We start from the raw sequence: 24,378 nt of genomic DNA on the forward strand, positions 1-24,378 counted from the left end.
TTAGCTCCCCGTGCTCCGGTACGAACGAAGTCCCGCCCGCCAGGCGAGGCCCGCCAGCGCACAGCAGGCCGCGGCCACCAGCGGTGGGGCGAACGCGACCCACGTCGGCAGGTCGAGCGGATAGGGCCGCCCCAGCACGTACAGCGCGGGCAGCCAGTTGACGAAGGCCAGCGGGAACACGAAGGTCACCCCGCGCACCAGGTCCTTCGCGAAGACGGTCGGCGGGTACTGCAGGAGCGTACTGCCGCCGTACGTAAAGGAGTTCTGCACCTCGGAAGCGTCCTGCGCCACGAACTGGAAGGCCGCGCCCGCCACGAACACGGCCGCGAAGATCGCGCCGCCGCTGAGCAGCATCAGCGGGATCATCAGCACCTTGAGCGGCGTCCAGGAGATGTCGAGCACGACGAGGGCGTACCCGAGGACCAGCAGCCCCTGGGTGACCCGGCCGATGCGGCGCACCGCGAAACGGTCGGCGGCGACCTGGGCGAGGACGGGCACGGGGCGCACGAGGAGCGTGTCGAGCGTGCCGTCGCGCACCCGCCGTCCCAGCCGGTCCATCGTGCCGAACGCCAGGTCCGCGAGCCCGAAGGCGGTGCCCCCGAGGCCGTACAGGAAGGCGACCTCGGGCAGCGAGTAGCCGCCGAGCCGGTCGACCTGCGAGAACATCAGCAGGATCGTGAGGAAGTCGAGGCCGGTCAGCACGAAGTTGCCGGCAAGGGTCATCGCGAAGGAGGCGCGGTAGGCCATCGTGGAGCGGATCCACATCGCGGCGATCATGCGGTAGGCCCGCAGCCCGTCGCGCACGCGGTCGTACGCACCCTGCCTGGGCGTGGGCCACCCGGTGTCCGTCACCCGCTCGTCGACCTGGCTAGCCACCCTGGACCACCACCCTCCGCGTCGCCGCCGACTGCACGAGCCGCCCGGCCGCGAGCAGCGCGAGAGCCCAGCCGGTCTGGAAGGCGTACGTGCCCAGCGGATCGGCCGTGCCGAGGAGCACGTCCACCGGTGCCTGGATCAGCGACGACCACGGCAGTGCCCGTACGACCTCGCCGAGCACGCCCGGGAAGACGTTCAGCGGCAGCACCATCCCCGAGCAGAAGATCCCCAGGATCCACGCCATCTGCGCCACGCCCGCCCCGTCCATCAGCCAGAACGCGGACAGCGCCACCAGATAGCGGATCGCGAAGCTGACGACCACCCCGAGGGCGACCGCGACCAGGAACGCGATCCACGTCAACAGGTCCCCCGGCAGCGCGAGTTCGAAGAACAGCGCACCGAACACCAGCGGGACCACGCCCCGCCCCAGCAGTTGGAACAGCGCCCGGCCCATGTCCTGCGCCAGCCACCACAGTTGCAGATCGACGGGCCGGTACAGGTCGATCGCGATGTCCCCCGTACGGATGCGCTCGATCAACTCGTCCTCGAAACCGCCGCCCATCACCGACACCACCGTGAGCAGCGCCTGCCCCAGCCACACATAAGTGAGCGCCTGCGCCTGGTCGTAGCCGCCGAGGTGCGGCTTCTCGTCCCACAGCGCCATGAAGGTGTACGCCAGGATCAGCCCGAAGACGGTGTTGGTGAACAGGCCCGCCGCCGTGGCCACCCGATAGGTGGCGTACCGACGGAAAGCGCCGGCCGCGACGGCCGCGTACAACCGTCCTGTGCCCACAAAGAGGCCCTCCCTCAGCGCGTCAAGGCCGAAGCGCAGGAGCCTAGCCCCCGGGTGACGCGGCCCGCCAGGCATTTTCCGGGCGCGACGCGTGCCGAGGTAAGGGAACGGAACGCATGGTGCGACAGTCTTCAAGAGGGGGCGCACTAGGCGTACGAGGGCGTACGGGAACGTACGACGCGAAACGGGAGTCCGGCGAACAAATGAGTGACGAGCCGCAGCCGCAGCAGAGCGACCAGGGCTGGGCGCCCAGGGAACCAGGACAGGGACCGGGATCGGGATTCGGGCCTGCGCCACAGCCGGCGCCCGGCGGGAAGCAGAAGAAGCAGAAGCGCAAGCGCACCGGCTGGCGGCGGATCATCCCGACCTGGCGCATGGTCCTCGGCACCTTCATCACCGTGATCCTGCTGCTGATCGGCCTCTTCGCGCTCGGCTACTACCTGGTCAAGATCCCGCCCGCGAACGCCGCCGCGACCAAGCAGAGCAACGTCTACCTCTACGCGGACGGCTCCCAGCTCGCCCGCGACGGCGAGGTCAACCGCGAGAACGTGACGCTCGCGCAGATCTCCAAGGACGCCCAGCACGCGGTACTCGCCGCCGAGGACCGGGACTTCTACACCGAGTCGGCCGTCGACCCGAAGGCGATGATCCGCGCCGGCTGGAACACGGTCACCGGCAAGGGCAAGCAGTCCGGCTCGACGATCACCCAGCAGTACGTGAAGAACTACTACCTGGGCCAGGAGCAGACGGTCACCCGGAAGGTGAAGGAGTTCTTCATCTCCATCAAGCTCGACCGCGAGAAGAGCAAGGACGACATCCTCGAGGGCTACCTCAACACCAGCTACTTCGGCCGCAACGCGTACGGCATCCAGGCCGCCGCCCAGGCTTACTACGGTGTCGACGCCATCGACCTGACGGTAGGTCAAGGTGCTTACCTGGCCGCGCTGTTGAACGCGCCGAGCGAGTACGACGTGATCGCGCACCCGGAGAACAAGTCCGCGGCCGTGGCCCGCTGGAACTACGTACTCGACGGCATGGTCAAGAAGGAGTGGCTGAGCGCCTCGGACCGCGCCGCCGTCAAGTTCCCGCAGCCGAAGGAGGCCAAGGGCTCGGCGGGCATGTCGGGCCAGCGCGGCTATCTGGTCCAGGCCGTCAAGGACTACCTCACCACCAACAAGATCATCGACGAGGACACCCTCGCCACCGGCGGCTACCGCATCACCACCACCATCCAGAAGCCGAAGCAGGACGCCTTCATCGAGGCCGTCAACGACCAGGTGATGGACGGCCTCGACAAGAAGAACCGCAAGGTCGACACCTACGTCCGCGCGGGCGGCGTCGCCATCGACCCGGCCAACGGCAAGGTCGTCGCGATGTACGGCGGCATCGACTACACCAAGCAGTACGTCAACAACGCCACCCGCCGCGACTACCAGGTCGGCTCCACCTTCAAGCCCTTCGTCTTCACCTCGGCCGTCCAGAACGACTCCGAGACCCAGGACGGCCGCACCATCACCCCGAACACGATCTACGACGGCACCGACCGGCGCCCGGTGGAGGGCTGGGACGGCGGCACGTACGCGCCCGAGAACGAGGACGGCGTCTCGTACGGCGACATCACGGTCCGCACCGCCACCGACAAGTCGGTGAACTCGGTGTACGCACAGATGGCGGTGGACGTCGGCCCCGACAAGGTCAAGCAGACGGCGATCGGCCTCGGCATCCCCTCGAACACCCCCGCCCTCACCGCCACCCCGTCCATCGCGCTCGGCCCGGCGCAGGCCAGCGTCCTCGACATGGCGGAGGCGTACGCCACCCTCGCGAACCACGGCAAGCACGGCACGTACACCCTGGTCGACAAGATCACCGACGGCGCGGAGGACGTACCGCTGCCGAAGCAGGAGACCAAGCAGGCGGTAACCCGCGAGGCCGCCGACACGACCACCTCCCTCCTCCAGAGCGTCGTCGACGGCGGCACCGGCACCGCCGCGCAGGAGGCCGACCGGCCCGCCGCGGGCAAGACCGGCACGGCCGAGGAGGACCAAGCGGCCTGGTTCGCCGGCTACACCCCCGACCTCGCCACCGTCGTCGCCGTCATGGGCCAGGACCCCGACACCGGCGCCCACAAATCCCTGTACGGCGCCCTCGGCCTGCCCCGCATCAACGGCGGCGGCCCCCCGGCCCAGATCTGGGCCCAGTTCACGAAGTCCGCCCTGGACGGCACCGAGGCGACCGACTTCGACCTCCAGCTCCAGCCGGGCGCGGAGGAACCGGAGATCCCGTCGTACGAGCCCCCCGTCGAGCCCACCGACACCGCCGGCCAGGACAACGGCGGCACCACGACGGGCGGCACCACCACAGGCGGCACCGAGACCCCGGGCCAGACCGAGGGCCAGACGGACGGCGGCACCACCACGACGGGCGGCACCACGACGGACGGCGGCACCACCACGGACGGCGGGACCACCACCACCGGCGGCACCACGGACGGCGGCACGACCACCACCGGCGGCACCACCGACGGCACCACGACCACCACGGGCGGGACGACGGACGGGGGCACGGACACCGGGGGGACGGACGCGGGGACGATCGCGGGGGCGGGGCCGCTCAGTCGCCCCGCGTCACGAAAACCGTAAGCGCGACTCATAGGCCGGTGCCTCAGTGGCCCGTGCCTCAGTGGCCGGAGGTGACCTTCAGCCCCACCACGGCCACCAGCAGCAGACACACGAAGAAGATCCGGGCGGCGGTGGCCGGCTCACCGAGCACAACCATGCCGAGCACCGCCGCACCGGCCGCACCGATCCCGACCCACACGCCGTAGGCGGTACCGATGGGCAGCGACTTCGCGGCGTACGACAGCAGCACCATGCTCGCGACAATGCCCGCGCCGGTGAGGACACTCGGCACCAGCCGCGTGAAACCGTCCGTGTACTTCATCCCGATCGACCAGCCGACTTCGAGCAGACCGGCGACGAGCAGCAGAACCCAGGCCATGAGAGGCACCTCCGTGATCAACAACAGGGGTGCGTCGTCTTTGCTGGTCCTCGATCTTGCTGGTCCCGGTACGGCGCGTCTCGTCGGGGTTCTTCAAAGGTAACAAATCACCGGAGAAAGGGGCTGGTGACGATGGTCACCAGCCCCTTTGGTGCCCGGTGGCCTGCAAATCGCCACCCGTTCAACTCCGTTGCCGCCATTGGGATTTACTTGATCCGAGCCCCGGGGAACACGACGTACACAGACGTGACAGACGTACACACAGGAGTGCCCATGACTGACGAATCAGCGAACTCCGAGATCTCCGAGAACTCCGAGATAACGGACCAGGAGGTGCTCTCCAGGATCGACACCTCCGTGCCGCAGTCGGCCCGGATCTGGAACTACTGGCTGGGAGGGAAGGACAACTACGAGGTCGACCGCATAGCCGGTGACGCGTTCCGCGAGATCTTCCCGGGCATCGAGACCGGAGCCCGCGCCGCCCGGTACTTCCTCGCCCGCGCCGTCCGCCATCTGGCCGGCGAGGAGGGGATCCGGCAGTTCCTGGACATCGGCACCGGACTGCCCAATGTCGACAACACCCACCAGATCGCCCAGCGCGTGGCCCCCGACTCCCGGATCGTCTACGTCGACAACGACCCGCTGGTGCTGGCACACGCCCGTGCGCTGCTCGTCAGCACCCCCGAGGGCGTCACCAACTACGTCGACGCCGATCTGCGCGATCCGAGCACGATCGTGCGGGAGGCCGCGAAAACGCTGGACTTCGACCAGCCCGTCGCGCTCATGCTGATGGGCATCCTGGGCCACATCGAGGACCATGACGAGGCCCGCTCGATCGTGCGGCAGCTCGTGGACGCCCTGCCCTCCGGCAGCTATCTCGTGCAGTACGACAGCACCAGCACCAGCGACGACTACGTCAATGCCATCCAGCAGTACAACGAGGGCGGCTCGATCCCATACATCCTCCGCAGCCCCGAGCAGATCGCCCGCTACTTCGACGGTCTGGAACTGCTCGAACCGGGCGTGGCATCGTGCTCGCGATGGCGCCCCGACACCGAAGCCCTGGGCCTCCCGGCTGAGGTGCACCAGTACGGCGGCGTGGCCCTCAAGCGCTGAAACCCGTTGGCTGCCAGCCCACTTGGCGTCCGCCGCCGACGCGGCGGACGCTGGGCGCGCGTCCTGATCGGTCCGATCAGGTTTCCTTCAGGACGCGACGGAGGATCGTGCGCGTCGCGTCCGGCGACTCGGCGGCGACGACCAGGCGGTTCATGGCGTCCCAGTAGTACTCGATCTCGGCCGGCTTGTCGGGATAGAGGGCACTCGCGAGCTGTTCGAGGTAGACCATGTCGGGCAACTGGCCGCCGGGCAGGCGCACGATGGTCACCGGACCACGGGCCGCGGCATGGCCGCCGGCGTGGAACGACATGATCTGGACGGTGACCTGAGGGAGTTGGCAGATCTCCAGCAGATGCTGGAGCTGGTCACGCATCGCGCCGACGCCGCCCACCGGGCGACGGAGCGCCGCCTCGTCGATCACGGCCCACAGCTGGGGCCCTCGCTGCCGGTGCAGGGTCTGCTGACGCTTCATCCGTAACGCGACCCGGCGGTCGATCTCCTCCACGCCGGCGCCCGGGTGGGTGAGCCGGATGGCGGCGCGGGCGTAGTCGGGGGTCTGCAGGAGGTCCGGAACGACCTGGGGCTCGAAGCTGCGGATGAGACTCGCCGCCTGTTCGGCACCGAGGTAGGCCTGCATCCAGGCGGGCACCACGTCGTTGTACGGCTGCCACCAGCCGGAGGTGTTGGACTGCTCGGCCAGAGCCAGCAGAGTGGCGCGCTCGGCCTCGTCCGTGACTCCGTAGAGAGTGAGCAGATCGGCCACGTCGCGGATTTTGAACCCGTGACGCCCCCACTCCAGTCGGCTGATCTTCGACTGGGAGGCGCGGATGGCCTCGCCCGCGACCTCACGGGAGATGTCCTTCCCCTCCCGCAACCGGCGCAGCCGCGCCCCCAGCACCATGCGCGGCACAGTAGGCCCCGCCGAACGGTCGTCCAGGACGCCGCTGACGGGCGGTGTACGGACGGCCTCTTTGGCGCCCATGGGCATTCTCCCTGGCGGTGGACGCAGCTCTGCCCGCCCCCGAACGCTGCGGCTTGTCATCTTAGTTGACTGAGTGCGACGGGCACCCCCGCTACCCGGAACCCAAGGTCAAGAGAACAAAGAAACCGCATGTCAGATGCCTGACACGCGGTTTCTTCCACACACTAAGACCACAACTGCAACTACAAGTACAAGCCGGTCGAGTCCTCGGACCCCTCGAAGCGGTCCGCGGCCACGGCATGCAGATCCCGCTCGCGCATCAGCACGTACGCCGTCCCGCGCACCTCGACCTCGGCGCGGTCCTCGGGGTCGTAGAGGACGCGGTCGCCCGGTTCCACCGTCCGTACGTTCTGTCCGACCGCGACGACATCGGCCCAGGCGAGGCGCCGGCCGACGGCCGCCGTCGCGGGGATCAGGATACCGCCGCCGGAACGCCGCTCGCCCTCGGCGGCGTCCTGCCGCACCAGCACGCGATCGTGCAGCATGCGGATGGGCAACTTGTCGTCGTGGTGGGTGCTCTGCTTGTCCCGGTTGGCGCTCACTCCCCGAACCTACCTGCCTTCGGCCGGTCCGTACGCCGCCGGGTCAGCGCTTGCGCCGACGCGAACGGACGACGAGCAGCCCGACGATCCCGACCACGACAAGGGCCACCGGCACGACACGCTCGAGCCGCGGCGCGCCTTCCTCGCTGACGAACTGGCCCTTCACCTCACCGACGACCCGGTTGACGCCGACGTACGCGCGCCCCAGCGTGTGATCGATGTTGGAGGCGACCTTGGCCTTGGCATCCCCGACGATGGTCTTCGGGTGCACGCGCACGCCGATCTCGTCGAGCGTCTCGGCGAGGGTTTCGCGGCGGCGCTTGATGTCCGCCTCGATCTGCGCCGGAGTCCTGGTATCCGACGTGTCCGACGTGTCCGGCACCGCGCTGCCTCCGAGGTCGTGTTCTGGCCAGTTGCTCCCGACAGTCTGTCAGCTCGGGGCGCGCCGCACCCCTCGGCACCCCCATTACGCTCGTTCTGTAGTCCGTAACCCATATCCACCCACCCCGGCCACGTGAGGTACCGATGAGCGAGCGACTCCAGCCCGGCGACACCGCCCCCGCCTTCACCCTGCCCGACGCCGACGGCAACGAGGTCTCCCTCGCCGACCACAAGGGCCGCAAGGTCATCGTCTACTTCTACCCGAACGCCCTGACCCCCGGCTGCACGAAGCAGGCCTGCGACTTCACCGACAACCTCGACGTCCTGGCAACCGCCGGCTACGACGTCATCGGCGTCTCCCCCGACAAGCCCGAAAAGCTCGCCAAGTTCCGCGAGAAGGAGAACCTCAAGGTCACCCTCGTCGGCGACCCCTCAACCAAGGTCATCGAGTCCTACGGCGCCTACGGCGAGAAGAAGAACTACGGCAAGACATACGTCGGCGTAATCCGCTCCACCCTCGTCGTGGACGAGGAGGGCAAGATCGAACACGCCTTCTACAACGTGAAGGCGACGGGCCACGTCGCGAAGATCATCAAGGATCTGGGGATCTGACCCCGCCGTCGCTCCTGGAACGGCCCGTACCGGCGTGATCCGGTACGGGCCGTTTCACGTTTCGGGCGTGACTGTCCGATAAACGGTTCGTTACTCCGTACGAGGTCACGAACGGGCGGCCGACAACGGAGGGGATTCGATGGGGACCAGCGCGTACACAAAGGAACGGCTGGAGGAGGCGGCTCGGGGAGCGCGGACGCTGTCGGAGGCATTGAGGAAGTTGGGGGTGGATCCCCGGAGTTCCACACGGCGATACGTGCTTGGGCGCATGAAAAAGCTGGGGGTGGATGTATCGCACTTCGAGCGTGAGGGGGTGCGATGGACCAGGGAGACGCTCCAGGCGGCAGCCTCGGCGTCGACGAACATGTGTGAGGTGCTACGCCAACTCGGCCTTGAGGTCGTCGGCGGACACCACACCCACATCAGCCGCCGGATCAAGGCGTACGGCATCGACACCTCGCACTTCCAGATTCCGACCCGGCGCGGGAAACCATGGCGCCCCCGGACACCGGAAGGCCTCCTGGTCGAGCAGCCGGTTGCTCAGGCCCGCCGCATTCCGAGCGATCGACTCAGATGGGCGATGAAAGCCCTTGGGGTGTCCGAGCGATGCGTCCTCTGTGGTGCGGAAGCGGTCTGGCGAGGTCACCCGCTCCTTTTGGAGGTCGACCACATCGACGGCAACTGGCGCGACAACCGGATCGAGAACCTTCGGTTCCTGTGCCCCAACTGCCACTCGACGACGGACAATTACCGGGGGCGCGGCAAGGGGCGTCGCCGAGGCGGTGCCGCATGAGCAGCGGAGTGCAGTACACCCGTGAGCGGCTGATCGAAGCCGCCGCACATTGTTCCGACATCGATGAAGTCATCGTCTTGCTCGGAACCCGCCCGCACCGCAATCTGCGTCAGTACCTGTACCAGCGCTTCGAGCACTTCGGCATCGACATTTCCCACTTCCCACGTCGGCGGCGGGCCAGTAAGCCACATCCCAAGCCAACCGCGGAAGAGCTGCGGCGCGCAGTCGGCGAGGCGACCTCCGTCGCAGGCGCTCTCCGCGCACTCGGCAAGCCCTGCACCGGCCAGCTACGGGCCCTGTTCCGCCGGTGGGTACACGAGGACAGCCTTGACACCACCCATTTCCTGGGACAAGCGCACCAGCGGGGCAACCCTGGCCCGGCCTTCAAACGGTCCGAAGATGTTCTGGTCCGGCACGACGGCAAGCGCCGGACCAAGACCTCGCAGTTGCGGCGCGCGTTACACGAAATCGGCGTACCTGAGAAATGCGCCGAGTGCGGAGTCGGCCCCGAGTGGCTCGGCAAGCCCATGCCTCTGGAGGTCGATCACATCAGTGGGGACTGGGGCGACGACCGACCGGAGAACCTCCGGCTGCTATGCCCCAACTGCCATGCAGCTACCAGTACGTGGTGCCGCGGCGGCCAGCGGCGAACCTCATAGTCGGCCTCTCTCCAACGACGGGCGACCGGGCCCAGTAAAGTAGGCAACGACACAGGCGCCCGTACGCCAAGGGCTGAGCGGCGATCTTTAGGTGGTCGTGTCTGTCGGTTCGAATCCGACCGGGCGCACAGGCAAAGCGGGCCCCGCACCTTCGATTCATAGGTGCGGGGCCTTTTCGCAAAGTCAGCCCAACAACTCCCGAACCACCGGCACCAACCCCCGAAACGCCTTCCCCCGATGGCTGATCGCGTTCTTCTCCTCGGCCGACAGCTGCGCGCAAGTCCGTGTATCCCCCTCCGGCTGCAGGATCGGGTCGTACCCGAACCCGTTCGTGCCCACCGGCGCGTGCCGCAGCACGCCCCGCAGCCGGCCCTCGACCACGCGCTCCGTGCCGTCCGGCAGGGCAAGGGCCGCCGCGCACGCGAAGTGGGCGCCGCGGTGTTCGTCGGAGATGTCGCCCAGCTGGGCCAGGAGCAGGTTCAGGTTGGCGGCGTCGTCCCCGTGTCGGCCCGCCCAGCGGGCGGAGAAGATGCCGGGGGCGCCGCCCAGGACGTCGACGCAGAGGCCGGAGTCGTCGGCCACGGCGGGGAGGCCGGTGGCCTGGGCGAGGGCGTGGGCCTTCAGCAGGGCGTTCTCGGCGAAGGTGACGCCGGTTTCCTTGACGTCGGGGATGTCGGGGTAGGCGTCCGCGCCGACGAGGTCGTGGTTGAGACCTGCGTCGGCGAGGATCGCCTTCAGCTCGGTGAGTTTTCCGGCGTTGCGGGTGGCGAGGATCAGGCGGGTCATGGCGTTCAGTATCCCGGGCGTACCGGGCTCCCTGATATCCCGGGTGTGCCGGCATGCCCGGGATATCCCCCGCGTCCCCGATGTCCCGGGCCCCGCCACCGCTCCCCTACGGAGTTACGACGTGCAGACCTTCGTCAGTTCGCCGGCCGCGTCCGTGACCGGGCTGACGTCCGGGGTCTCGTCGCCGTTCTTGACGGCCGTACGGACGTTGTCCACGGCCTTGTTCAGGTCGTCGACCGCCTTGTTGACGTCGGCGTTGTCGGTCTTGTCGCCGATCTCGTCGAGGTTCTTGTCGATCGAGTCGAGGGACTCTTCGGTCTGTGTGGGGTCGTTCGCGGCGTTCTCGACGGCCTGCTGGAGGTCGGTGACACTGTCGGCGATGGCGTCGGCGGTCTGGACGCAGTCCAGGGCCTTGTTGACGGCGTCGCAGCCGGTGGTGAGTCCGGCGGTCAGCGCCACCGCTGCCACGGTGGCGGCGATGGCGGTGGTGCGGCTCCCACGTCGGCGTCGGCGGCTCGCGGCCATGGTTGTGTTCCTCCCCTGGGCAGGCCTCGGAGGCCCCCCGTTGCTTGCCGGGCGTACCGCGGTGTGCCGTACGCACGTACCCGTACTGACGCGAGGAGGGGTGGCGTGGTTGCCCGGACCGGCCGCTCCCCTTGGTGCGTCCTTTACTTTTCCAGGACCGTATCAAGTGCCTTGCGCTGGAAGGCGGCCAGCTCGGTGCAGCCGGAAACGGCCAGGTCGAGCAGGGAGTTGAGCTCGTCGCGGTCGAAGGGCTCGGCTTCGGCGGTGCCCTGGACCTCGACGAAGCGGCCGTCGCCGGTGCAGACGACGTTCATGTCGGTGTCTGCCCGGACGTCCTCTTCGTAGCAGAGGTCGAGGAGGGGGACGCCTCCGACGATGCCGACGGAGACCGCCGACACGGTGCCGGTGAGCGGCTGGCGGCCGGCCTTGATGAGCTTCTTGCCCTGGGCCCAGGTGACGGCGTCGGCGAGGGCGACGTACGCGCCGGTGATCGCCGCGGTGCGGGTGCCGCCGTCGGCCTGGAGGACGTCGCAGTCGAGGACAATGGTGTTCTCGCCGAGCGCCTTGTAGTCGATGACGGCGCGCAGTGAGCGGCCGATGAGGCGGGAGATCTCGTGGGTGCGGCCGCCGATCTTGCCGCGGACGGATTCGCGGTCGCCGCGGGTGTTGGTGGCGCGCGGCAGCATCGAGTATTCGGCGGTGACCCAGCCCTCGCCGCTGCCCTTGCGCCAGCGCGGGACGCCTTCGGTGACGGAGGCGGTGCAGAAGACCTTGGTGTCGCCGAAGGAGACGAGGACGGAGCCCTCGGCGTGCTTGCTCCAGCCACGCTGGATGGTGATGGGGCGCAGCTGTTCGGGGGTGCGGCCGTCGATTCGAGACATGGCGATGAGCCTAGCCGTATACGGGTGAGGGGCTGCCGCCGGTTGTCGGAAGCAGCCCCTCAGGGGTGAGCCGCGGGGGCTCAGAAAGCGTGGTGGTTCACATCATGTCTTCGATGTCCGCCGCGATCGGGTCGGCGTCGGTGCCGATGACGACCTGGATGGCGGTGCCCATCTTGACGACGCCGTGGGCGCCGGCGGCCTTCAGGGCGGCTTCGTCGACCTTGCTCGGGTCGATGACCTCGGTGCGGAGGCGGGTGATGCAGCCTTCGACCTCTTCGATGTTCTCGATGCCGCCGAGCCCGGCGACGATCTTCTCAGCCTTGGTGGCCATGTCCTACTCCCTGATCCGAACCGCTTTTTCGCAGTAACCCACAGTTGGCCCATCTTCGCGAGCGGTCATGTCGTGGGTGCCGAATCATGGCGTTCACGACAGCGCGCCCGTTCGTGGACTGGTCTACACCAGTTGACGAACGGGCGCCAAACCCGGTTCCGTCCGGAGGACGCCGATGAGTGCCGACAGCGCCGCCGTTCCCGCGCGCACCCACTGGAACAATCTGTTCCAGGGTTTGCAGAAGATGGGCCGCAGTCTCCAACTGCCCATCGCCGTACTGCCGGCCGCGGGCATTCTCAACCGGCTCGGCCAGCCGGATGTGTTCGGTGACGAGGGTCTCGGCTGGACGAACGTCTCCAAGGTGATGGCGGGTGCGGGTGGCGCGCTGCTCGACGGGTCGCTCGGGCTGCCGATGCTGTTCTGTGTGGGTGTGTCCATCGGGATGGCGAAGAAGGCGGACGGTTCGACCGCGCTGGCGGCGGTGGTGGGGTTCCTCGTCTACTTCAACGTGATGCGCCAGTTCCCGGAGGACTGCCCGGGCGGGACGGTCGAGGCCGCCACGGGGTGTCAGGCGGCGGACGGAACGGTGGGGGCGTTCACGTATCAGAATCCGGGGGTCTTCGGCGGCATCGTGGTGGGGCTGATGGCCGCGTACTTCTGGCAGCGGTTCCACCGTACGAAGCTGGTCGACTGGCTCGGCTTCTTCAACGGGCGCCGCCTCGTCCCGATCATCATGGCGTTCGCGGCGATCGCGTTCGCGGCGCTGTGCCTGTGGGTGTGGCCGCCGATCGGTGACGCTCTGGAGAGCTTCAGCGACTGGCTGGTCGGGCTCGGCGCGTGGGGTGCCGGTGTGTTCGGTGTCGCCAACCGGGCGCTGCTGGTGATCGGTCTGCATCAGTTCCTGAACGTGCCCATCTGGTTCCAGTTCGGCAGTTTCACCAAGCCGGACGGGACGGTGGTGCACGGTGACATCAACATGTTCCTGGCGGGTGACCCGAACGCGGGTCAGTTCACTTCGGGTTTCTTCCCGATCATGATGTTCGCGCTGCCGGCCGCGTGTCTGGCGATGACGCATTGCGCAAAGCCCCATCGCCGTAAGGAGGTTGGCGGTCTGATGCTGTCGGTCGCGCTGACTTCGTTCGTCACGGGTATCACCGAACCGATCGAGTACTCCTTCTTGTTCATCGCGCCGCTGCTGTACGCGGTGCACGCGGTCCTCACGGGTGTGTCGATGGCGTTGACCTGGGGCTTGGGGGTCCATGACGGCTTCAGCTTCTCGGCCGGCCTGATCGACTACGTCATCAACTGGAACCTGGCGACGAAGCCCTGGGCGATCATCCCGATCGGCTTGTGTTTCGCCCTCGTGTATTACGCGATCTTCCGCTTCGCGATCACCAAGTTCGACCTGAAGACTCCGGGGCGGGAGCCGGACGAGGACCGCGAGGACGTCACAAAAGCGTAGCGGCCGACGCTCGGAGGGCCCCCGGACCTGCTGGTCCGGGGGCCCTCTGTCATGAATCAAAATTGGCGGGTTCCTTATCCCACCTTCACCGTGCTAAAACAGGTCTACACCACTTAATGGTGTAGACCACGTGGACGCTGCCCACCCCTTTTTCACACCTGTTTCCCCCTTCCCGTCCCCCCGGCAGCTCCGGTACATGGAGGAACTATGAGCACCGCCACCACATCGGCGGCCCCCGCGAAGAAGCGGGGATCCGGTCTGTTCCAGGGCCTGCAGAAGGTCGGCCGCAGCCTGCAGCTCCCGATCGCCGTGCTCCCGGCGGCGGGTCTCCTGCTGCGGCTGGGGCAGGCGGACGTCCAGGAGAAGCTGAACCTGCCGGACAAGGTGACGGCGGTCTTCGCCACCGCCGGCGGCGCCATCTTCGACAACCTGCCGATGCTGTTCTGTATCGGCGTCGCGATCGGCTTCGCCAAGAAGTCCGACGGCTCGACCGCTCTCGCCGCCCTCGTCGGCTTCCTTGTCTACAGCAACGTACTCAAGGCCTTCCCGGTCTCCGAGGCCAAGGTCCAGGCGGGCGCGGACATAGCCGCGACGTACAACAACCCCGGTGTCCTCGGCGGCATCCTCATGGGTCTGCTGTCCGCCGTGCTGTGGCAGAAGTTCCACCGCACCAAGCTGGTCGACTGGCTCGGCTTCTTCAACGGCCGCCGTCTCGTCCCGATCATCATGGCCTTCGTCGGCACCCTGGCGGGCGTCTTCTTCGGTCTGGTCTGGGAGCCGATCGGTGAGGTCATCTCCGACTTCGGCGAGTGGATGACCGGTCTCGGTTCCTTCGGCGCCGCGCTGTTCGGTCTGATCAACCGCGCGCTGATCCCGGTCGGCATGCACCAGTTCGTGAACACCGTCTCCTGGTTCCAGATCGGCGACTTCACCGACTCCGCCGGCACCGTCGTCCACGGCGACCTCAACCGCTTCTTCGCGGGTGACCCGACCGCCGGTCAGTTCATGTCCGGCTTCTTCCCGATCATGATGTTCGGCCTGCCGGCCGCCGCGATCGCCATCGCGCACAGCGCCCGCCCCGAGCGCCGCAAGGCCGTGATGGGCATGATGATCTCGCTCGCGCTGACGTCCTTCGTGACCGGTGTGACCGAGCCGATCGAGTTCTCGTTCATGTTCATCGCACCGGTGCTGTACGCGATCCACGCGGTCCTGACCGCCCTGTCCATGGCGGTCACCTGGGCGCTCGGCGTGCACGCGGGCTTCACCTTCTCCGCGGGCTTCATCGACTACGCGCTGAACTGGAACCTGGCCACCAAGCCATGGCTGATCATCCCGATCGGTCTGGTCTTCGGCGCCATCTACTACGTGGTCTTCCGCTTCGCGATCACCAAGTTCAACCTCCCCACCCCGGGCCGCGAGCCCGAGGAGGAGCTCGAGGACCTCACCAAGGCGTGAGCCCCGCTCGTACGGCATGACGAAGGCCCCGGGACCGATTCGGTTCCGGGGCCTTCGTCGTTGTCGCCCGCTCTAGATCTCGTACGACGCCCTGGGCGCCGCCAGTTCCACCGGACCGTCGTACACCGCGCGCGCGTCCGCCAGGTTGATCTGGGGGTCCGTCCACGGCGGGATGTGGGTGAGGAGGAGACGGCGGGCGCCGGCGCGGGTGGCGGTTTCGCCTGCCTCGCGGCCGTTGAGATGGAGGTCGGGGATGTTCTCCTTGCCGTGCGTGAACGCGGCCTCGCAGAGGAACAGGTCGGTGTCGCGGGCGAGTTCGTCCAGGGACTCGCTCACGCCCGTGTCCCCGGAGTAGGTCAGGGAGCGTCCACCGTGCTCCACGCGGATGCCGTACGCCTCCACCGGGTGGCGCACCCGCTCCGTGTGCAGGGTGAACGGGCCGGCCTCGAACGTGCCCGGCTTGACCGTGTGGAAGTCGAACACCTCGCTCATCGACGAGGCGGTGGGGGTGTCCGCGTACGCGGTGGTCAGGCGGTGCTCCGTGCCCTCGGGTCCGTAGACCGGGATCGGGTCGGCGCGCCCGCCGTCGTGGCGGTAGTAGCGCGCGACGAAGTACGCGCACATGTCGATGCAGTGGTCGGCGTGCAGATGGCTGAGGAAGATCGCGTCGAGGTCGTAAAGACCGCAGTGGCGCTGCAGCTCGCCAAGGGCACCGTTGCCCATGTCGAGAAGCAGCCGGAAGCCGTCGGCCTCTACGAGGTAGCTCGAGCAGGCCGATTCCGCGGACGGGAACGACCCCGAGCAGCCGACGACGGTGAGCTTCATAAAGCTGGAACCTCCGCGCTGACAGGAAGTGCAGAGAGTAGATGCGGTGAGCAGATACTCAGCGCAGACACTCGGAGCAGATACGGGAAACGGGGGTCGTGCGGTCCGTCGAGCGTAAGGCGCAAAAGGGCGGGTCGCTCCTCCGCCAGGGGCCGTTGTGGGCGAACTCACCTGTGCTGTCACCGGTTCGGATGGACCTGGGGCGGGGGGCCCTGTCCGGGCGGGGGGCGGGCGGCGGTACGCACCGGTACCTTCATTGGTATGGACACGTCCTGGTGGCTCGCGCTGGCGGCTGTCGTGCTGCTCGCGTTGGTCGCCACGCTTGTGGACGGGTGGGGGCGGGGGCATCGGGCGGCGCGGCGTACGCGGCCGCCCGGGCGGCCGCCGCGTGGGCCGCGGCGGCGGGTGCCTCGGCCGCGGGCGGCGGAGATCTGGTGGGCGAGCGTTCCCTACGAGGACGGGCCCGGGGGCAAGGATCGGCCCTGTCTCGTGCTGGGGGTGCGGGGTGACGTGGTGACCGTCGCGAAGATCACCAGCAAGTATCACGACGAGCGGGCCGGGGTGATTCCGCTGCCGCCGGGGGCCGTGGGCGATGCCCAGGGCCGGGCTAGCTTTCTTGAGACGGATGAGCTGCGGAAGGTTCCCGTGTGGGACTTCCGGCGGCGGGTGGGGGTGGTGGATCCGGTGCTTTGGGATCAGGTGCGGTACCTGGCGGGCTGAGGTCGCGAGCGGTTTTCGCCCCCTCCGCCCCTGCCCGTCCCTTGCTTCTGGGGGCTCCGCCCCCAGACCCCCGTATCGCGCTCGTCCTCAAACGCCGGACGGGCTGAAACCGGGCGTAGCCCGGAAGCGTGGGACGGGTAGGGGCGGAGGGGGCGAAAAAACCACCCCCCACCCCCTACACCCCTACGCCCACAACTGCCCCTGCAACGTCTCGATCGCTTCCTCCGTCGTCGCGGCCGTGTAGACCCCCGTCGACAGGTACTTCCAGCCCCCGTCGGCGACGACGAACACGATGTCGGCGGACTCGCCCGCGGCGAGGGCCTTCTTGCCGACGCCGATCGCGGCGTGCAGCGCGGCGCCGGTGGAGACGCCCGCGAAGATGCCCTCCTGCTGGAGCAGCTCCCGGGTGCGGGTGACCGCGTCGGCGGAGCCGACGGAGAAGCGGGTCGTGAGGACGGAGGCGTCGTACAGCTCGGGTACGAAGCCCTCGTCGAGGTTGCGAAGGCCGTACACCAGGTCGTCGTAGCGCGGCTCGGCGGCGACGATCTTCACGTCGGGCTTGTGCTCACGCAGGAAGCGGCCGACGCCCATCAGTGTGCCCGTGGTGCCGAGCCCGGCCACGAAGTGGGTGACGGAGGGGAGGTCGGCGAGGATCTCGGGGCCGGTCGTCGCGTAGTGGGCGCCCGCGTTGTCCGGGTTGCCGTACTGGTAGAGCATCACCCAGTCCGGGTGCTCGGCGGCGAGCTCCTTGGCGACGCGTACGGCGGTGTTGGAGCCGCCGGCCGCGGCGGAGGGGATGATCTCCGCGCCCCACATGCCCAGCAGGTCGCGCCGCTCCTGCGAGGTGTTCTCGGGCATGACGCAGACCATGCGGTAGCCCTTGAGCTTCGCCGCCATGGCCAGCGAGATCCCCGTGTTGCCGGACGTCGGCTCCAGGATCGTGCAGCCGGGCGTCAACCGGCCGTCCTTCTCCGCCTGTTCGATCATGTGCAGGGCGGGCCGGTCCTTGACCGAGCCGGTGGGGTTGCGGTCCTCGAGCTTGGCCCAGATACGCACGTCCAGGGACGGCGAGAGCCGCGGCAGGCGCACCAGAGGGGTGTTGCCCACCGCGGCGAGCGGGGAGTCGTAGCGCATCAGTGATCAGAGCCCGATCGGATCAGACCATGCCGCCGGCCACGGCCGGCAGGATCGTCACGTTGTCGCCGTCGGTCAGCTTGGTGTTGATGCCGTCGAGGAAGCGGACGTCCTCGTCGTTCAGGTAGACGTTGACGAAGCGGCGCAGTTCGCCGCCGTCCACGATGCGGGCCTGGATGCCCGTGTGCCGGGTTTCGAGGTCGGCGAACAGCTCGGCGAGGGTCTCCCCGCCGCCCTCGACGGCCTTCTGGCCGTCGGTGTAGGTGCGGAGGATGGTGGGGATGCGGACCTCGATGGCCATGGTTGCGGGCTCCTGTCGGAAGGAAAGTCAGGTCGGTGGGCGCGCGGCGGGCGCGGTGGAGCGGGTGGTGTGCCGGTTTGCGGAGCCGCGGCTCACGGCCGTACGGCGGCGGCAGGGTTCAGCGCGTACAGATGGCGCTCTGCAGCCTGCACAGGTCGACGTGCAGCCGCGCCACGAGCAGCATGCCCGGCGTCTTGTCGCTCACGTCGTGGGAAACCATGGGGTCATCGTATCGATTCCCGGTCCGGGTCCCGGAATGTGATCCCACATTCCGGACAGTTTGCGATCGGGGAGTGAGACCGGACAGCTCGGGCCCACGGGCCGGGCCCCCGCCTGCGGTCCACGGCTCAGGCGGACTGCCGCCTGACGAGGCGGGTGGGGGTGACCACGGAGGAGAGCGGGTGGCCGCCGGCCGCCTCTTCGCCGGCGCCCGCCGAGGTCCCGCTGAACAGCAGCCTGGCCAGCAGGCGCCCCATGCCTTCGACGTCCTGGTGGACGGTCGTGAGCGGCGGGTCGGTCGACTCGGCGATGGGCGCGAGGTCGTCGAAGCCGACGACGGCCACGTCGTCGGGCACCCGGCGGCCGCGCTCCCGCAGCACCTGCAGGGCGCCGGACGCCATGAGGTCCGAGGCGACGAAGACGGCGTCCAGGTCGGGGCACCGGTCCAGGAGGGCGGTCATGGCGTCGGCGCCGCCCTGCCGGGTGTAGTCGGCCCGTTCGATGAGGTGGGGCGAGGCGTCCAGGAGGACGTCCCGGTAGCCGTCGAGGCGGTCGACGGCCGAGGCCTCCTGGTCGTAGGGCCCGGTGACGGTCGCGATGCGTTCACGGCCGAGCGAGACGAGGTGGCGGACGGCTTCGCGGGCGCCGCCGCGGTTGTCGGCGTCGACGTAGATCTGGCCGCGCACGGTCTCGCCCTCACGCAGCAGCGGGCGGCCGCCGAAGACGGCGGGCAGGCCGAGCCGCTCGATCATGCCGGGCAGCGGGTCGTCGGCGCGGAGGGAGAACAGCAGCGCACCGTCGACGTGGCCGCCGCCGAGGAATTCGCCCACGCGCGGATAGTCGTCGGGTTCCTCCAGGAACAGCAGGACGGGCTGGACGCCGTGTGCGATGAGTTCCTTGCGTATGCCGCGCAGGTGGCAGTCGAAGAACGGGTCGATGAAGACCCGGTCCTGCGGTTGCGTCGCCACGACGGCAACGGCACCCGTGCGGCGGGTGACCAGCTGGCGGGCGGCCTGGTTCGGTACGTAGCCCAGCTCGTCGATCACGTCCCGGACGCGGTCGACGACCTCCGGGCGCACCTTGAGCTCGCCGTTGACCACTCGCGACACGGTGGACTTCGAGACACCCGACCGGCGGGCGACGTCCTCCAGCGTGGGGCGCCTTCTGTTCGACCGCTGCGTCAACACCATCTCCGATACGGCGAGTTGGCCGGGGCGATCAGTATGCCTCCACCACCTTGATGTCCTCCTCCGTCACGACACCCTCGACGATCCGGTACGAGCGGAACTGGAAGGGCCCCGCGTCGTCCGAGTCCGCCGTGGAGACCAGCACGTAGTGCGCGCCCGGTTCGTTGGCGTAGGAGAGGTCGGTGCGGGAGGGGTAGGCCTCGGTCGCCGTGTGGGAGTGGTAGATGACGACGGGTTCCTCGTCGCGGTCGTCCATCTCCCGGTACAGCTTCAGCAGGTCGCCGGAGTCGAACTCGTAGAACGTGGGCGAGCGGGCGGCGTTGAGCATGGGGATGAACCGCTCGGGGCGGCCGGTGCCCTCCGGGCCCGCGACGACGCCGCACGCCTCGTCGGGGTGGTCCTGGCGCGCGTGCGCGACGATCTGGTCGAACAGGGCCTGGGTGATGGTCAGCATGTTCGCCAGGATAAGCAGAAGGGACGCCCCGTACCGAGGAGTGGTACGGGGCGGCCCACATGCTGAGCAAATGGTGAACCGGGGCGGGTCAGCCGACCTTCTCGAAACCGGGGCGGGTCAGCCCACCTTCTCGAAGATCGGGTCGTCGCGCTCGGCGACCTGCGGGTTCCGCGCCTTGAGTACGGCCCAGCCGACACCGAGCGCCGCGGCCCAGCCGGCCATCACGTACAAGCAGACGCGGGAGTCCGCGTCGTACGCGATCAGGCAGGTCACGAAAAGCAGGAACGCGACCGCGACCCAGCTGAACGTCGCGCCGCCCGGGGCGGGGAAGGAGGACGCGGGCAGGCGCCCGGCGTCGACCGCGCGGCGGTACAGGATGTGGCTGATCAGGATCATCAGCCAGGTCCAGATGCCGGCGGCGGTGGCCACCGAGACCACGTAGCCGAAGGCCTTCTCCGGGACGATGTAGTTCAGGATCACGCCGATGCCCATGAAGAGCACGGAGACGGTGATGCCGAACGCGGGGGTCCTGGTCGAGGAGAGCTTGTTGAAGATCTTCGGGGCCTCGCCGTTGTCCGCCAGCGTGCGCAGCATGCGGCCCGTGGAGTACATGCCGGAGTTGCAGGACGACAGGGCGGCGGTGAGGACGACGAAGTTGACGATGCCGGCGCCCGCCGGGATGCCGATCTTCGCGAAGGCCTCCACGAAGGGGCTGACTCCCGGTGCGAACTCCGTCCACTTCACGACGCAGAGGATGACCGTGAGGGCGCCGACGTAGAAGAGGGCGATGCGCCAGGGCAGGGTGTTGATCGCCTTGGGGAGGGTCTTCTCGGGGTTCTCGGACTCGCCCGCGGTGACGCCGACGAGTTCGACGGCGAGGTAGGCGAACATGACGCCCTGGAGGGTCATCAGGGAGGAGCCGATGCCCTTGGGGAAGAAGCCGTCGAACTGCCAGAGGTTGGCGACGGAGGCGGTGTCACCGGCCGAGCTGAAGCCGAAGGTGAGGACGCCGAGGCCGATCACGATCATGCCGATGAGCGCGGTGACCTTGACCATCGAGAACCAGAACTCGATCTCGCCGAAGAGCTTCACCGAGATCAGGTTGGCCACGAAGAGGACGACCAGGAAGACCAGGGCCGTCACCCACCGCGGGACCTGCGGGAACCAGAAGTTGACGTAGATCGCGGCGGCGGTGAGTTCCGCCATGCCGGTGACGACCCACATCAGCCAGTACGTCCAGCCGGTGAAGAAGCCGAAGAACGGGCCGAGGAACTCGCGTGAGTACTCCGCGAAGGAGCCCGACACCGGGCGGTAGAGCAGAAGTTCGCCGAGCGCCCGCATGATGAAGAAGATGATCACGCCCGCGAGGGCGTACATGAGGATGAGGCTGGGCCCCGCCTTGGCGATGTTCGCCCCGGCGCCCAGGAAGAGGCCGACGCCGATGGCGCCGCCGATCGCGATCATCTGGACCTGACGGCTGCCGAGCCCGCGCTCGTACCCCTCTTCGGGGGCGTCGCCGCCCACGGCCTCACTGCCGTCGTATTCCTTGCCGACCTGCGATGAGGTCACGTCGTGCGCCTTTCTCCATGCCGCTCCGAGCCAGTGACTTGGCTTCGGATCGGGTTCCGATCCCCCCGGATGGTGGAGCTGAGCCCGCTCGTGCCTGGCCGGCGATCCGCCGGCTCGGTGGCGCACCCGACCGGACATGGGTGTTGTCCTGTCGGGCGGTCGTGAAGATTTATCACGGCCGCAACGTTGATCGACCGAGGCGTTCGTGGCCCACACCACAGGGAGAACCGGACAAAAGTCTGACCGCGCCCCATAGGGCGCGGTCATGGTGACGTGATCGTTATCCGGATTTGAGTGTCCTCTGAGCGAACGCCGAAAGGCGATCGGATCAGGGCATAAGGGTCTCGACGAGCGTCTCCTGAAGCCCGCCCAGCCACAGATACGCCATCACCATCGGCTTGCGCGGGTCCTCGTCCGGCAGCCGGTAGAGGAGGTCAGTGTCCTCCTCGTCGACGACGTCGAGCCGGGAGCCGATCGCCAGGCGCAGGTCGTTCAGGGCGCGCAGCCACTGCTCGGACTCGTCGGCGGAGAGCTTGAGGACCGCGCCGCCCTCGCCGGACGTCAGCCCGTCCAGGCAGCGGATCACCGTGAGGGCGTTCTCCCGCTTGCCCGCGCGCAGGTCGTTCTCGGTGAAGCGGCGGAACTCCGAGGAGTGGGCGCGCTGCTCCTCGGCCTGTTCGGGCGAGTGGGCCTCGACGTCGGGGCCGCTGTACGCGTCGGGGAAGAGGCGTTGCAGCACCGGGTCGGAGGGCGGCTCGCTGGGGCCCTCCGCGAACAGCTCGGCGAGCGGGTCGTCGGGGGCGTTCTCGGCGGGTCCGGGACCGATGAGCTCCAGGAGCTGGACGGCGAGGGAGCGGATGATGGAGATCTCGACCTCGTCGAGCGCGACGGCCGCGCCGCCGCCGGGGATCGGTTCGAAGTGTCCTGGCATGGAGTGAGTTCGCTGCTTCCGGTCCTGCTCGCGGTTTCCAGGGCTCGGGCTATTTCCGGTCCTGCTGAAGGGTGGCCCACAGACCGTAACCGTGCATGGCCTGTACGTCGCGTTCCATCTCCTCGCGGGATCCGCTGGAGACGACGGCCCGGCCTTTGTGGTGGACGTCGAGCATGAGCTTGTGGGCCTTGTCCTTGCTGTAGCCGAAGTAGGCCTGGAAGACATACGTCACGTAGCTCATGAGGTTGACCGGGTCGTTGTGCACGATCGTCAGCCAGGGAACGTCCGGCTCGGGTACGGCGAAGACCTCCTCCGCCGACTCGGTCTTCTCGGTCTCTAGGGGTGCGGGAGCCGTCACACCGCCCATGCTGCCACCAGAGGGGGGTGCTCGCACAAATGGACCCCACAACCGCGGCACTCGGCGACCCACAAATCGTCAGAGTGACGAGATGGGGGTACGATCCCGTCCTATGAACACAGCGGACCTTGGGCTGCCCGTGGACGTTCCCTCGACGGCGCTCTTCACGGACCAGTACGAGCTGACGATGCTGCAGGCCGCCCTGGCGGCGGGGACCGCCGAGCGGCGCTCGGTCTTCGAGGTCTTCACCCGGCGGCTGCCCGAGGGGCGGCGCTACGGGGTCGTGGCCGGAACCGGGCGCGTCCTCGACGCCGTCGAGAACTTCCGCTTCGACGCGGACGTCCTCGGCTTCCTGCGCGAGCGCAAGATCGTGGACGAGCCGACCCTGCAGTGGCTCGCCTCGTACCGCTTCGGCGGGGACATCTGGGGCTACCCGGAGGGCGAGGTGTACTTCGCGGGCTCCCCGGTCCTGCGGGTCGAGGGGTCCTTCGCGGAGTGCGTGCTCCTGGAGACCGTGATCCTCTCCATCCTCAACCACGACTCGGCGATCGCGGCCGCCGCGTCCCGGATGGCGTCGGCGGCGGGCGAGCGTCCGCTGATCGAGATGGGCGCCCGGCGCACCCACGAGCTGGCGGCCGTGGCCGCCGCGCGGGCCGCGTACGTCGGCGGCTTCACGACCACCTCCGATCTGGCCGCCGGTTTCCGCTACGACATCCCGACGGTGGGGACGTCCGCGCACGCCTTCACCCTGCTCCACGACCACGAGCGGGACGCCTTCCAGGCCCAGGTGAACTCCCTCGGCCGGGGCACCACGCTGCTGGTGGACACGTACGACGTCGCGGAGGCGGTCCGGACGGCCGTCGAGGTGGCCGGGCCCGAGCTGGGCGCCGTCCGCATCGACTCCGGGGACCTCCTGCTCGTGGCGCACCGGGTGCGGCAGCAGCTGGACGAGCTGGGGGCAACCCAGACGAAGATCATCGTGACCTCCGACCTGGACGAGTACGCGATCGCCTCGCTGGCGGCGGCGCCCGTGGACGCGTACGGCGTCGGCACCCAGCTGGTGACGGGATCCGGCCATCCCACCTGCTCCATGGTCTACAAGCTGGTCGCCCGCGCCGAGTCCGCCGATCTGAAGGCCCCGCTGGAGCCGGTGGCCAAGAAGTCCTTGGGCGGCAAGACGTCCATCGGCGGCCGCAAGTGGGCCGCGCGGCGCCTGGACGAGCACGGGGTCGCCGAGGCCGAGGTGGTCGGCGTCGGCCCGGTGCCGGGCGAGCTGGCCGACCGGCAGCTCCTCGTCGAGCTGGTCAAGGGCGGCCGGATCGTCGCGCGCGAGCCGCTCGACGTCGTACGCGACCGGCACGCGGCGGCCCGCGCCAACCTGCCGCTGTCGGCGACCCAGCTCTCGCGCGGCGAGGCGGTCATTCCGACCGAGTACGTCTGAGGTCCGGCTGCTGCCTCTGGCGTACGGCTGCCGCGCGGGCGCATGAAC

At 68.6% G+C, this 24,378-nt stretch carries 28 protein-coding genes and 1 tRNA gene; 10 read left to right on the forward strand and 19 right to left on the reverse strand.

Features of this window, described 5'->3' with window-relative positions; translation table 11 throughout:
* Window positions 1-852, reverse strand: coding sequence for an ABC transporter permease (locus OG219_RS18665; RefSeq protein ID WP_266836143.1), 852 nt, complete (start codon window positions 850-852; stop codon window positions 1-3).
* A gap of 16 nt (window positions 853-868) precedes the next feature.
* Entirely contained in the window at window positions 869-1,669 is an 801-nt protein-coding gene (locus OG219_RS18670) for an ABC-2 family transporter protein (RefSeq protein ID WP_266828017.1), read from the reverse strand.
* A 203-nt stretch (window positions 1,670-1,872) separates the two neighbouring features.
* On the opposite strand from OG219_RS18670, the gene OG219_RS18675 reads away from it, so the two are divergent.
* Entirely contained in the window at window positions 1,873-4,308 is a 2,436-nt protein-coding gene (locus OG219_RS18675; protein WP_266828019.1) for a transglycosylase domain-containing protein, read from the forward strand.
* 37 nt (window positions 4,309-4,345) lie between these two features.
* Here OG219_RS18675 and sugE read toward each other — a convergent pair whose 3' ends face one another.
* Window positions 4,346-4,666, reverse strand: coding sequence for a quaternary ammonium compound efflux SMR transporter SugE (gene sugE, locus OG219_RS18680; protein ID WP_266828021.1), 321 nt, complete (start codon window positions 4,664-4,666; stop codon window positions 4,346-4,348).
* Between the two features lie 273 nt (window positions 4,667-4,939).
* Here sugE and OG219_RS18685 point away from each other — a divergent pair, with 273 nt between their 5' ends.
* On the forward strand, window positions 4,940-5,782 hold the full coding sequence (locus OG219_RS18685) for an SAM-dependent methyltransferase (protein WP_266828022.1): 843 nt from the start codon (window positions 4,940-4,942) through the stop codon (window positions 5,780-5,782).
* A 76-nt stretch (window positions 5,783-5,858) separates the two neighbouring features.
* Here the strand turns inward: OG219_RS18685 and OG219_RS18690 are convergent, their stop codons facing one another.
* From OG219_RS18690 to OG219_RS18700, 3 genes are all read right to left on the reverse strand, one after another.
* Window positions 5,859-6,764 (reverse strand): helix-turn-helix transcriptional regulator, encoded by a 906-nt coding sequence (locus OG219_RS18690; RefSeq protein WP_266828024.1) that lies wholly within the window; start codon window positions 6,762-6,764, stop codon window positions 5,859-5,861.
* A 182-nt stretch (window positions 6,765-6,946) separates the two neighbouring features.
* Window positions 6,947-7,306 (reverse strand): co-chaperone GroES, encoded by a 360-nt coding sequence (locus tag OG219_RS18695; protein ID WP_266461123.1) that lies wholly within the window; start codon window positions 7,304-7,306, stop codon window positions 6,947-6,949.
* 43 nt (window positions 7,307-7,349) lie between these two features.
* Window positions 7,350-7,688, reverse strand: a complete 339-nt coding sequence (locus OG219_RS18700; RefSeq protein WP_266828027.1) for a DUF3618 domain-containing protein — start codon at window positions 7,686-7,688, stop codon at window positions 7,350-7,352.
* Window positions 7,689-7,831: 143 nt separating this feature from the next.
* Here OG219_RS18700 and bcp point away from each other — a divergent pair, with 143 nt between their 5' ends.
* The 4 genes from bcp (at window position 7,832) to OG219_RS18720 (ending at window position 9,879) form a co-directional block, all read left to right on the forward strand.
* Window positions 7,832-8,299 carry a thioredoxin-dependent thiol peroxidase gene (gene bcp / locus OG219_RS18705; protein ID WP_266828029.1) on the forward strand — a complete coding sequence of 156 codons (468 nt, stop codon included), beginning with the start codon at window positions 7,832-7,834 and terminating at the stop codon, window positions 8,297-8,299.
* Between the two features lie 139 nt (window positions 8,300-8,438).
* Window positions 8,439-9,092 (forward strand): HNH endonuclease signature motif containing protein, encoded by a 654-nt coding sequence (locus tag OG219_RS18710; protein WP_266828031.1) that lies wholly within the window; start codon window positions 8,439-8,441, stop codon window positions 9,090-9,092.
* Window positions 9,089-9,751, forward strand: coding sequence for an HNH endonuclease (locus OG219_RS18715; protein WP_266828033.1), 663 nt, complete (start codon window positions 9,089-9,091; stop codon window positions 9,749-9,751). The genes OG219_RS18710 and OG219_RS18715 overlap by 4 nt, the downstream gene beginning before the upstream one ends.
* Before the next feature lie 55 nt (window positions 9,752-9,806).
* Window positions 9,807-9,879, forward strand: a tRNA-Leu gene (locus OG219_RS18720).
* Window positions 9,880-9,934: 55 nt separating this feature from the next.
* Here the strand turns inward: OG219_RS18720 and rdgB are convergent.
* From rdgB to OG219_RS18740, 4 genes are all read right to left on the reverse strand, one after another.
* Window positions 9,935-10,537, reverse strand: coding sequence for an RdgB/HAM1 family non-canonical purine NTP pyrophosphatase (gene rdgB, locus OG219_RS18725; protein ID WP_266828035.1), 603 nt, complete (start codon window positions 10,535-10,537; stop codon window positions 9,935-9,937).
* Between the two features lie 114 nt (window positions 10,538-10,651).
* Window positions 10,652-11,062 carry a hypothetical protein gene (locus OG219_RS18730; protein ID WP_266828037.1) on the reverse strand — a complete coding sequence of 137 codons (411 nt, stop codon included), beginning with the start codon at window positions 11,060-11,062 and terminating at the stop codon, window positions 10,652-10,654.
* 143 nt (window positions 11,063-11,205) lie between these two features.
* Window positions 11,206-11,943 carry a ribonuclease PH gene (rph, locus tag OG219_RS18735; protein WP_266828039.1) on the reverse strand — a complete coding sequence of 246 codons (738 nt, stop codon included), beginning with the start codon at window positions 11,941-11,943 and terminating at the stop codon, window positions 11,206-11,208.
* Window positions 11,944-12,040: 97 nt separating this feature from the next.
* A complete protein-coding gene (locus tag OG219_RS18740; RefSeq protein WP_112449866.1) occupies window positions 12,041-12,274 on the reverse strand; it encodes a glucose PTS transporter subunit EIIB in 234 nt (77 codons plus the stop codon).
* A 175-nt stretch (window positions 12,275-12,449) separates the two neighbouring features.
* Between OG219_RS18740 and OG219_RS18745 the strand changes: the two genes are divergently transcribed.
* Both OG219_RS18745 and OG219_RS18750 read left to right on the forward strand, forming a co-directional pair.
* Window positions 12,450-13,736 (forward strand): PTS transporter subunit EIIC, encoded by a 1,287-nt coding sequence (locus OG219_RS18745; RefSeq protein ID WP_266828042.1) that lies wholly within the window; start codon window positions 12,450-12,452, stop codon window positions 13,734-13,736.
* A 207-nt stretch (window positions 13,737-13,943) separates the two neighbouring features.
* Window positions 13,944-15,191 carry a PTS transporter subunit EIIC gene (locus OG219_RS18750; protein WP_266828043.1) on the forward strand — a complete coding sequence of 416 codons (1,248 nt, stop codon included), beginning with the start codon at window positions 13,944-13,946 and terminating at the stop codon, window positions 15,189-15,191.
* A gap of 72 nt (window positions 15,192-15,263) precedes the next feature.
* Here OG219_RS18750 and OG219_RS18755 read toward each other — a convergent pair whose 3' ends face one another.
* A complete protein-coding gene (locus OG219_RS18755; protein WP_266828044.1) occupies window positions 15,264-16,016 on the reverse strand; it encodes an MBL fold metallo-hydrolase in 753 nt (250 codons plus the stop codon).
* A 261-nt stretch (window positions 16,017-16,277) separates the two neighbouring features.
* Here OG219_RS18755 and OG219_RS18760 point away from each other — a divergent pair, with 261 nt between their 5' ends.
* On the forward strand, window positions 16,278-16,736 hold the full coding sequence (locus OG219_RS18760) for a type II toxin-antitoxin system PemK/MazF family toxin (RefSeq protein WP_266828045.1): 459 nt from the start codon (window positions 16,278-16,280) through the stop codon (window positions 16,734-16,736).
* A gap of 183 nt (window positions 16,737-16,919) precedes the next feature.
* On the opposite strand, the gene OG219_RS18765 is transcribed toward OG219_RS18760, so the two are convergent.
* From OG219_RS18765 to clpS, 8 genes are all read right to left on the reverse strand, one after another.
* Window positions 16,920-17,870 carry a PLP-dependent cysteine synthase family protein gene (locus OG219_RS18765; protein ID WP_266828046.1) on the reverse strand — a complete coding sequence of 317 codons (951 nt, stop codon included), beginning with the start codon at window positions 17,868-17,870 and terminating at the stop codon, window positions 16,920-16,922.
* Between the two features lie 22 nt (window positions 17,871-17,892).
* Window positions 17,893-18,171 carry a MoaD/ThiS family protein gene (locus tag OG219_RS18770; RefSeq protein WP_266461084.1) on the reverse strand — a complete coding sequence of 93 codons (279 nt, stop codon included), beginning with the start codon at window positions 18,169-18,171 and terminating at the stop codon, window positions 17,893-17,895.
* Between the two features lie 118 nt (window positions 18,172-18,289).
* On the reverse strand, window positions 18,290-18,391 hold the full coding sequence (locus OG219_RS48160) for a putative leader peptide (protein ID WP_313904860.1): 102 nt from the start codon (window positions 18,389-18,391) through the stop codon (window positions 18,290-18,292).
* Between the two features lie 127 nt (window positions 18,392-18,518).
* Entirely contained in the window at window positions 18,519-19,580 is a 1,062-nt protein-coding gene (locus tag OG219_RS18775) for a LacI family DNA-binding transcriptional regulator (protein WP_266828047.1), read from the reverse strand.
* A 28-nt stretch (window positions 19,581-19,608) separates the two neighbouring features.
* Complete coding sequence (locus tag OG219_RS18780; protein WP_266828048.1) at window positions 19,609-20,031, reverse strand: M67 family metallopeptidase; 423 nt, start codon at window positions 20,029-20,031, stop codon at window positions 19,609-19,611.
* A gap of 117 nt (window positions 20,032-20,148) precedes the next feature.
* A complete protein-coding gene (locus OG219_RS18785) occupies window positions 20,149-21,600 on the reverse strand; it encodes an amino acid permease (RefSeq protein WP_266828049.1) in 1,452 nt (483 codons plus the stop codon).
* Window positions 21,601-21,928: 328 nt separating this feature from the next.
* The gene (locus OG219_RS18790) at window positions 21,929-22,531 is read right to left on the reverse strand and encodes a DUF2017 domain-containing protein (protein ID WP_266828050.1); all 603 of its coding nucleotides are present in this window, start codon (window positions 22,529-22,531) and stop codon (window positions 21,929-21,931) included.
* Between the two features lie 49 nt (window positions 22,532-22,580).
* On the reverse strand, window positions 22,581-22,898 hold the full coding sequence (gene clpS / locus OG219_RS18795) for an ATP-dependent Clp protease adapter ClpS (RefSeq protein WP_266461072.1): 318 nt from the start codon (window positions 22,896-22,898) through the stop codon (window positions 22,581-22,583).
* 103 nt (window positions 22,899-23,001) lie between these two features.
* Between clpS and OG219_RS18800 the strand changes: the two genes are divergently transcribed.
* A complete protein-coding gene (locus tag OG219_RS18800) occupies window positions 23,002-24,330 on the forward strand; it encodes a nicotinate phosphoribosyltransferase (protein ID WP_266828051.1) in 1,329 nt (442 codons plus the stop codon).
* The last annotated feature ends 48 nt before the right edge of the window (window positions 24,331-24,378 follow it).

The sequence above is a fragment of the Streptomyces sp. NBC_00038 genome, assembly GCF_026343635.1.
GTDB lineage: Bacteria > Actinomycetota > Actinomycetes > Streptomycetales > Streptomycetaceae > Streptomyces.

What these genes read in the sequence shown, in the direction of transcription:
- clpS (WP_266461072.1), bottom strand. Translation starts at nt 22,898, where the DNA reads ATGGGCGGTGTGACGGCTCCCGCACCCCTAGAGACCGAGAAGACCGAG.
- OG219_RS18710 (WP_266828031.1), top strand. Translation starts at nt 8,439, where the DNA reads ATGGGGACCAGCGCGTACACAAAGGAACGGCTGGAGGAGGCGGCTCGG.
- rph (WP_266828039.1), bottom strand. Translation starts at nt 11,943, where the DNA reads ATGTCTCGAATCGACGGCCGCACCCCCGAACAGCTGCGCCCCATCACC.
- OG219_RS18760 (WP_266828045.1), top strand. Translation starts at nt 16,278, where the DNA reads ATGGACACGTCCTGGTGGCTCGCGCTGGCGGCTGTCGTGCTGCTCGCG.
- OG219_RS18740 (WP_112449866.1), bottom strand. Translation starts at nt 12,274, where the DNA reads ATGGCCACCAAGGCTGAGAAGATCGTCGCCGGGCTCGGCGGCATCGAG.
- OG219_RS18730 (WP_266828037.1), bottom strand. Translation starts at nt 11,062, where the DNA reads ATGGCCGCGAGCCGCCGACGCCGACGTGGGAGCCGCACCACCGCCATC.
- OG219_RS18715 (WP_266828033.1), top strand. Translation starts at nt 9,089, where the DNA reads ATGAGCAGCGGAGTGCAGTACACCCGTGAGCGGCTGATCGAAGCCGCC.
- OG219_RS18745 (WP_266828042.1), top strand. Translation starts at nt 12,450, where the DNA reads ATGAGTGCCGACAGCGCCGCCGTTCCCGCGCGCACCCACTGGAACAAT.
- OG219_RS48160 (WP_313904860.1), bottom strand. Translation starts at nt 18,391, where the DNA reads ATGGTTTCCCACGACGTGAGCGACAAGACGCCGGGCATGCTGCTCGTG.
- OG219_RS18690 (WP_266828024.1), bottom strand. Translation starts at nt 6,764, where the DNA reads ATGGGCGCCAAAGAGGCCGTCCGTACACCGCCCGTCAGCGGCGTCCTG.
- OG219_RS18775 (WP_266828047.1), bottom strand. Translation starts at nt 19,580, where the DNA reads ATGGTGTTGACGCAGCGGTCGAACAGAAGGCGCCCCACGCTGGAGGAC.
- OG219_RS18780 (WP_266828048.1), bottom strand. Translation starts at nt 20,031, where the DNA reads ATGCTGACCATCACCCAGGCCCTGTTCGACCAGATCGTCGCGCACGCG.
- OG219_RS18675 (WP_266828019.1), top strand. Translation starts at nt 1,873, where the DNA reads ATGAGTGACGAGCCGCAGCCGCAGCAGAGCGACCAGGGCTGGGCGCCC.
- OG219_RS18790 (WP_266828050.1), bottom strand. Translation starts at nt 22,531, where the DNA reads ATGCCAGGACACTTCGAACCGATCCCCGGCGGCGGCGCGGCCGTCGCG.
- bcp (WP_266828029.1), top strand. Translation starts at nt 7,832, where the DNA reads ATGAGCGAGCGACTCCAGCCCGGCGACACCGCCCCCGCCTTCACCCTG.
- OG219_RS18800 (WP_266828051.1), top strand. Translation starts at nt 23,002, where the DNA reads ATGAACACAGCGGACCTTGGGCTGCCCGTGGACGTTCCCTCGACGGCG.
- OG219_RS18755 (WP_266828044.1), bottom strand. Translation starts at nt 16,016, where the DNA reads ATGAAGCTCACCGTCGTCGGCTGCTCGGGGTCGTTCCCGTCCGCGGAA.
- OG219_RS18770 (WP_266461084.1), bottom strand. Translation starts at nt 18,171, where the DNA reads ATGGCCATCGAGGTCCGCATCCCCACCATCCTCCGCACCTACACCGAC.
- sugE (WP_266828021.1), bottom strand. Translation starts at nt 4,666, where the DNA reads ATGGCCTGGGTTCTGCTGCTCGTCGCCGGTCTGCTCGAAGTCGGCTGG.
- OG219_RS18685 (WP_266828022.1), top strand. Translation starts at nt 4,940, where the DNA reads ATGACTGACGAATCAGCGAACTCCGAGATCTCCGAGAACTCCGAGATA.
- rdgB (WP_266828035.1), bottom strand. Translation starts at nt 10,537, where the DNA reads ATGACCCGCCTGATCCTCGCCACCCGCAACGCCGGAAAACTCACCGAG.
- OG219_RS18765 (WP_266828046.1), bottom strand. Translation starts at nt 17,870, where the DNA reads ATGCGCTACGACTCCCCGCTCGCCGCGGTGGGCAACACCCCTCTGGTG.
- OG219_RS18750 (WP_266828043.1), top strand. Translation starts at nt 13,944, where the DNA reads ATGAGCACCGCCACCACATCGGCGGCCCCCGCGAAGAAGCGGGGATCC.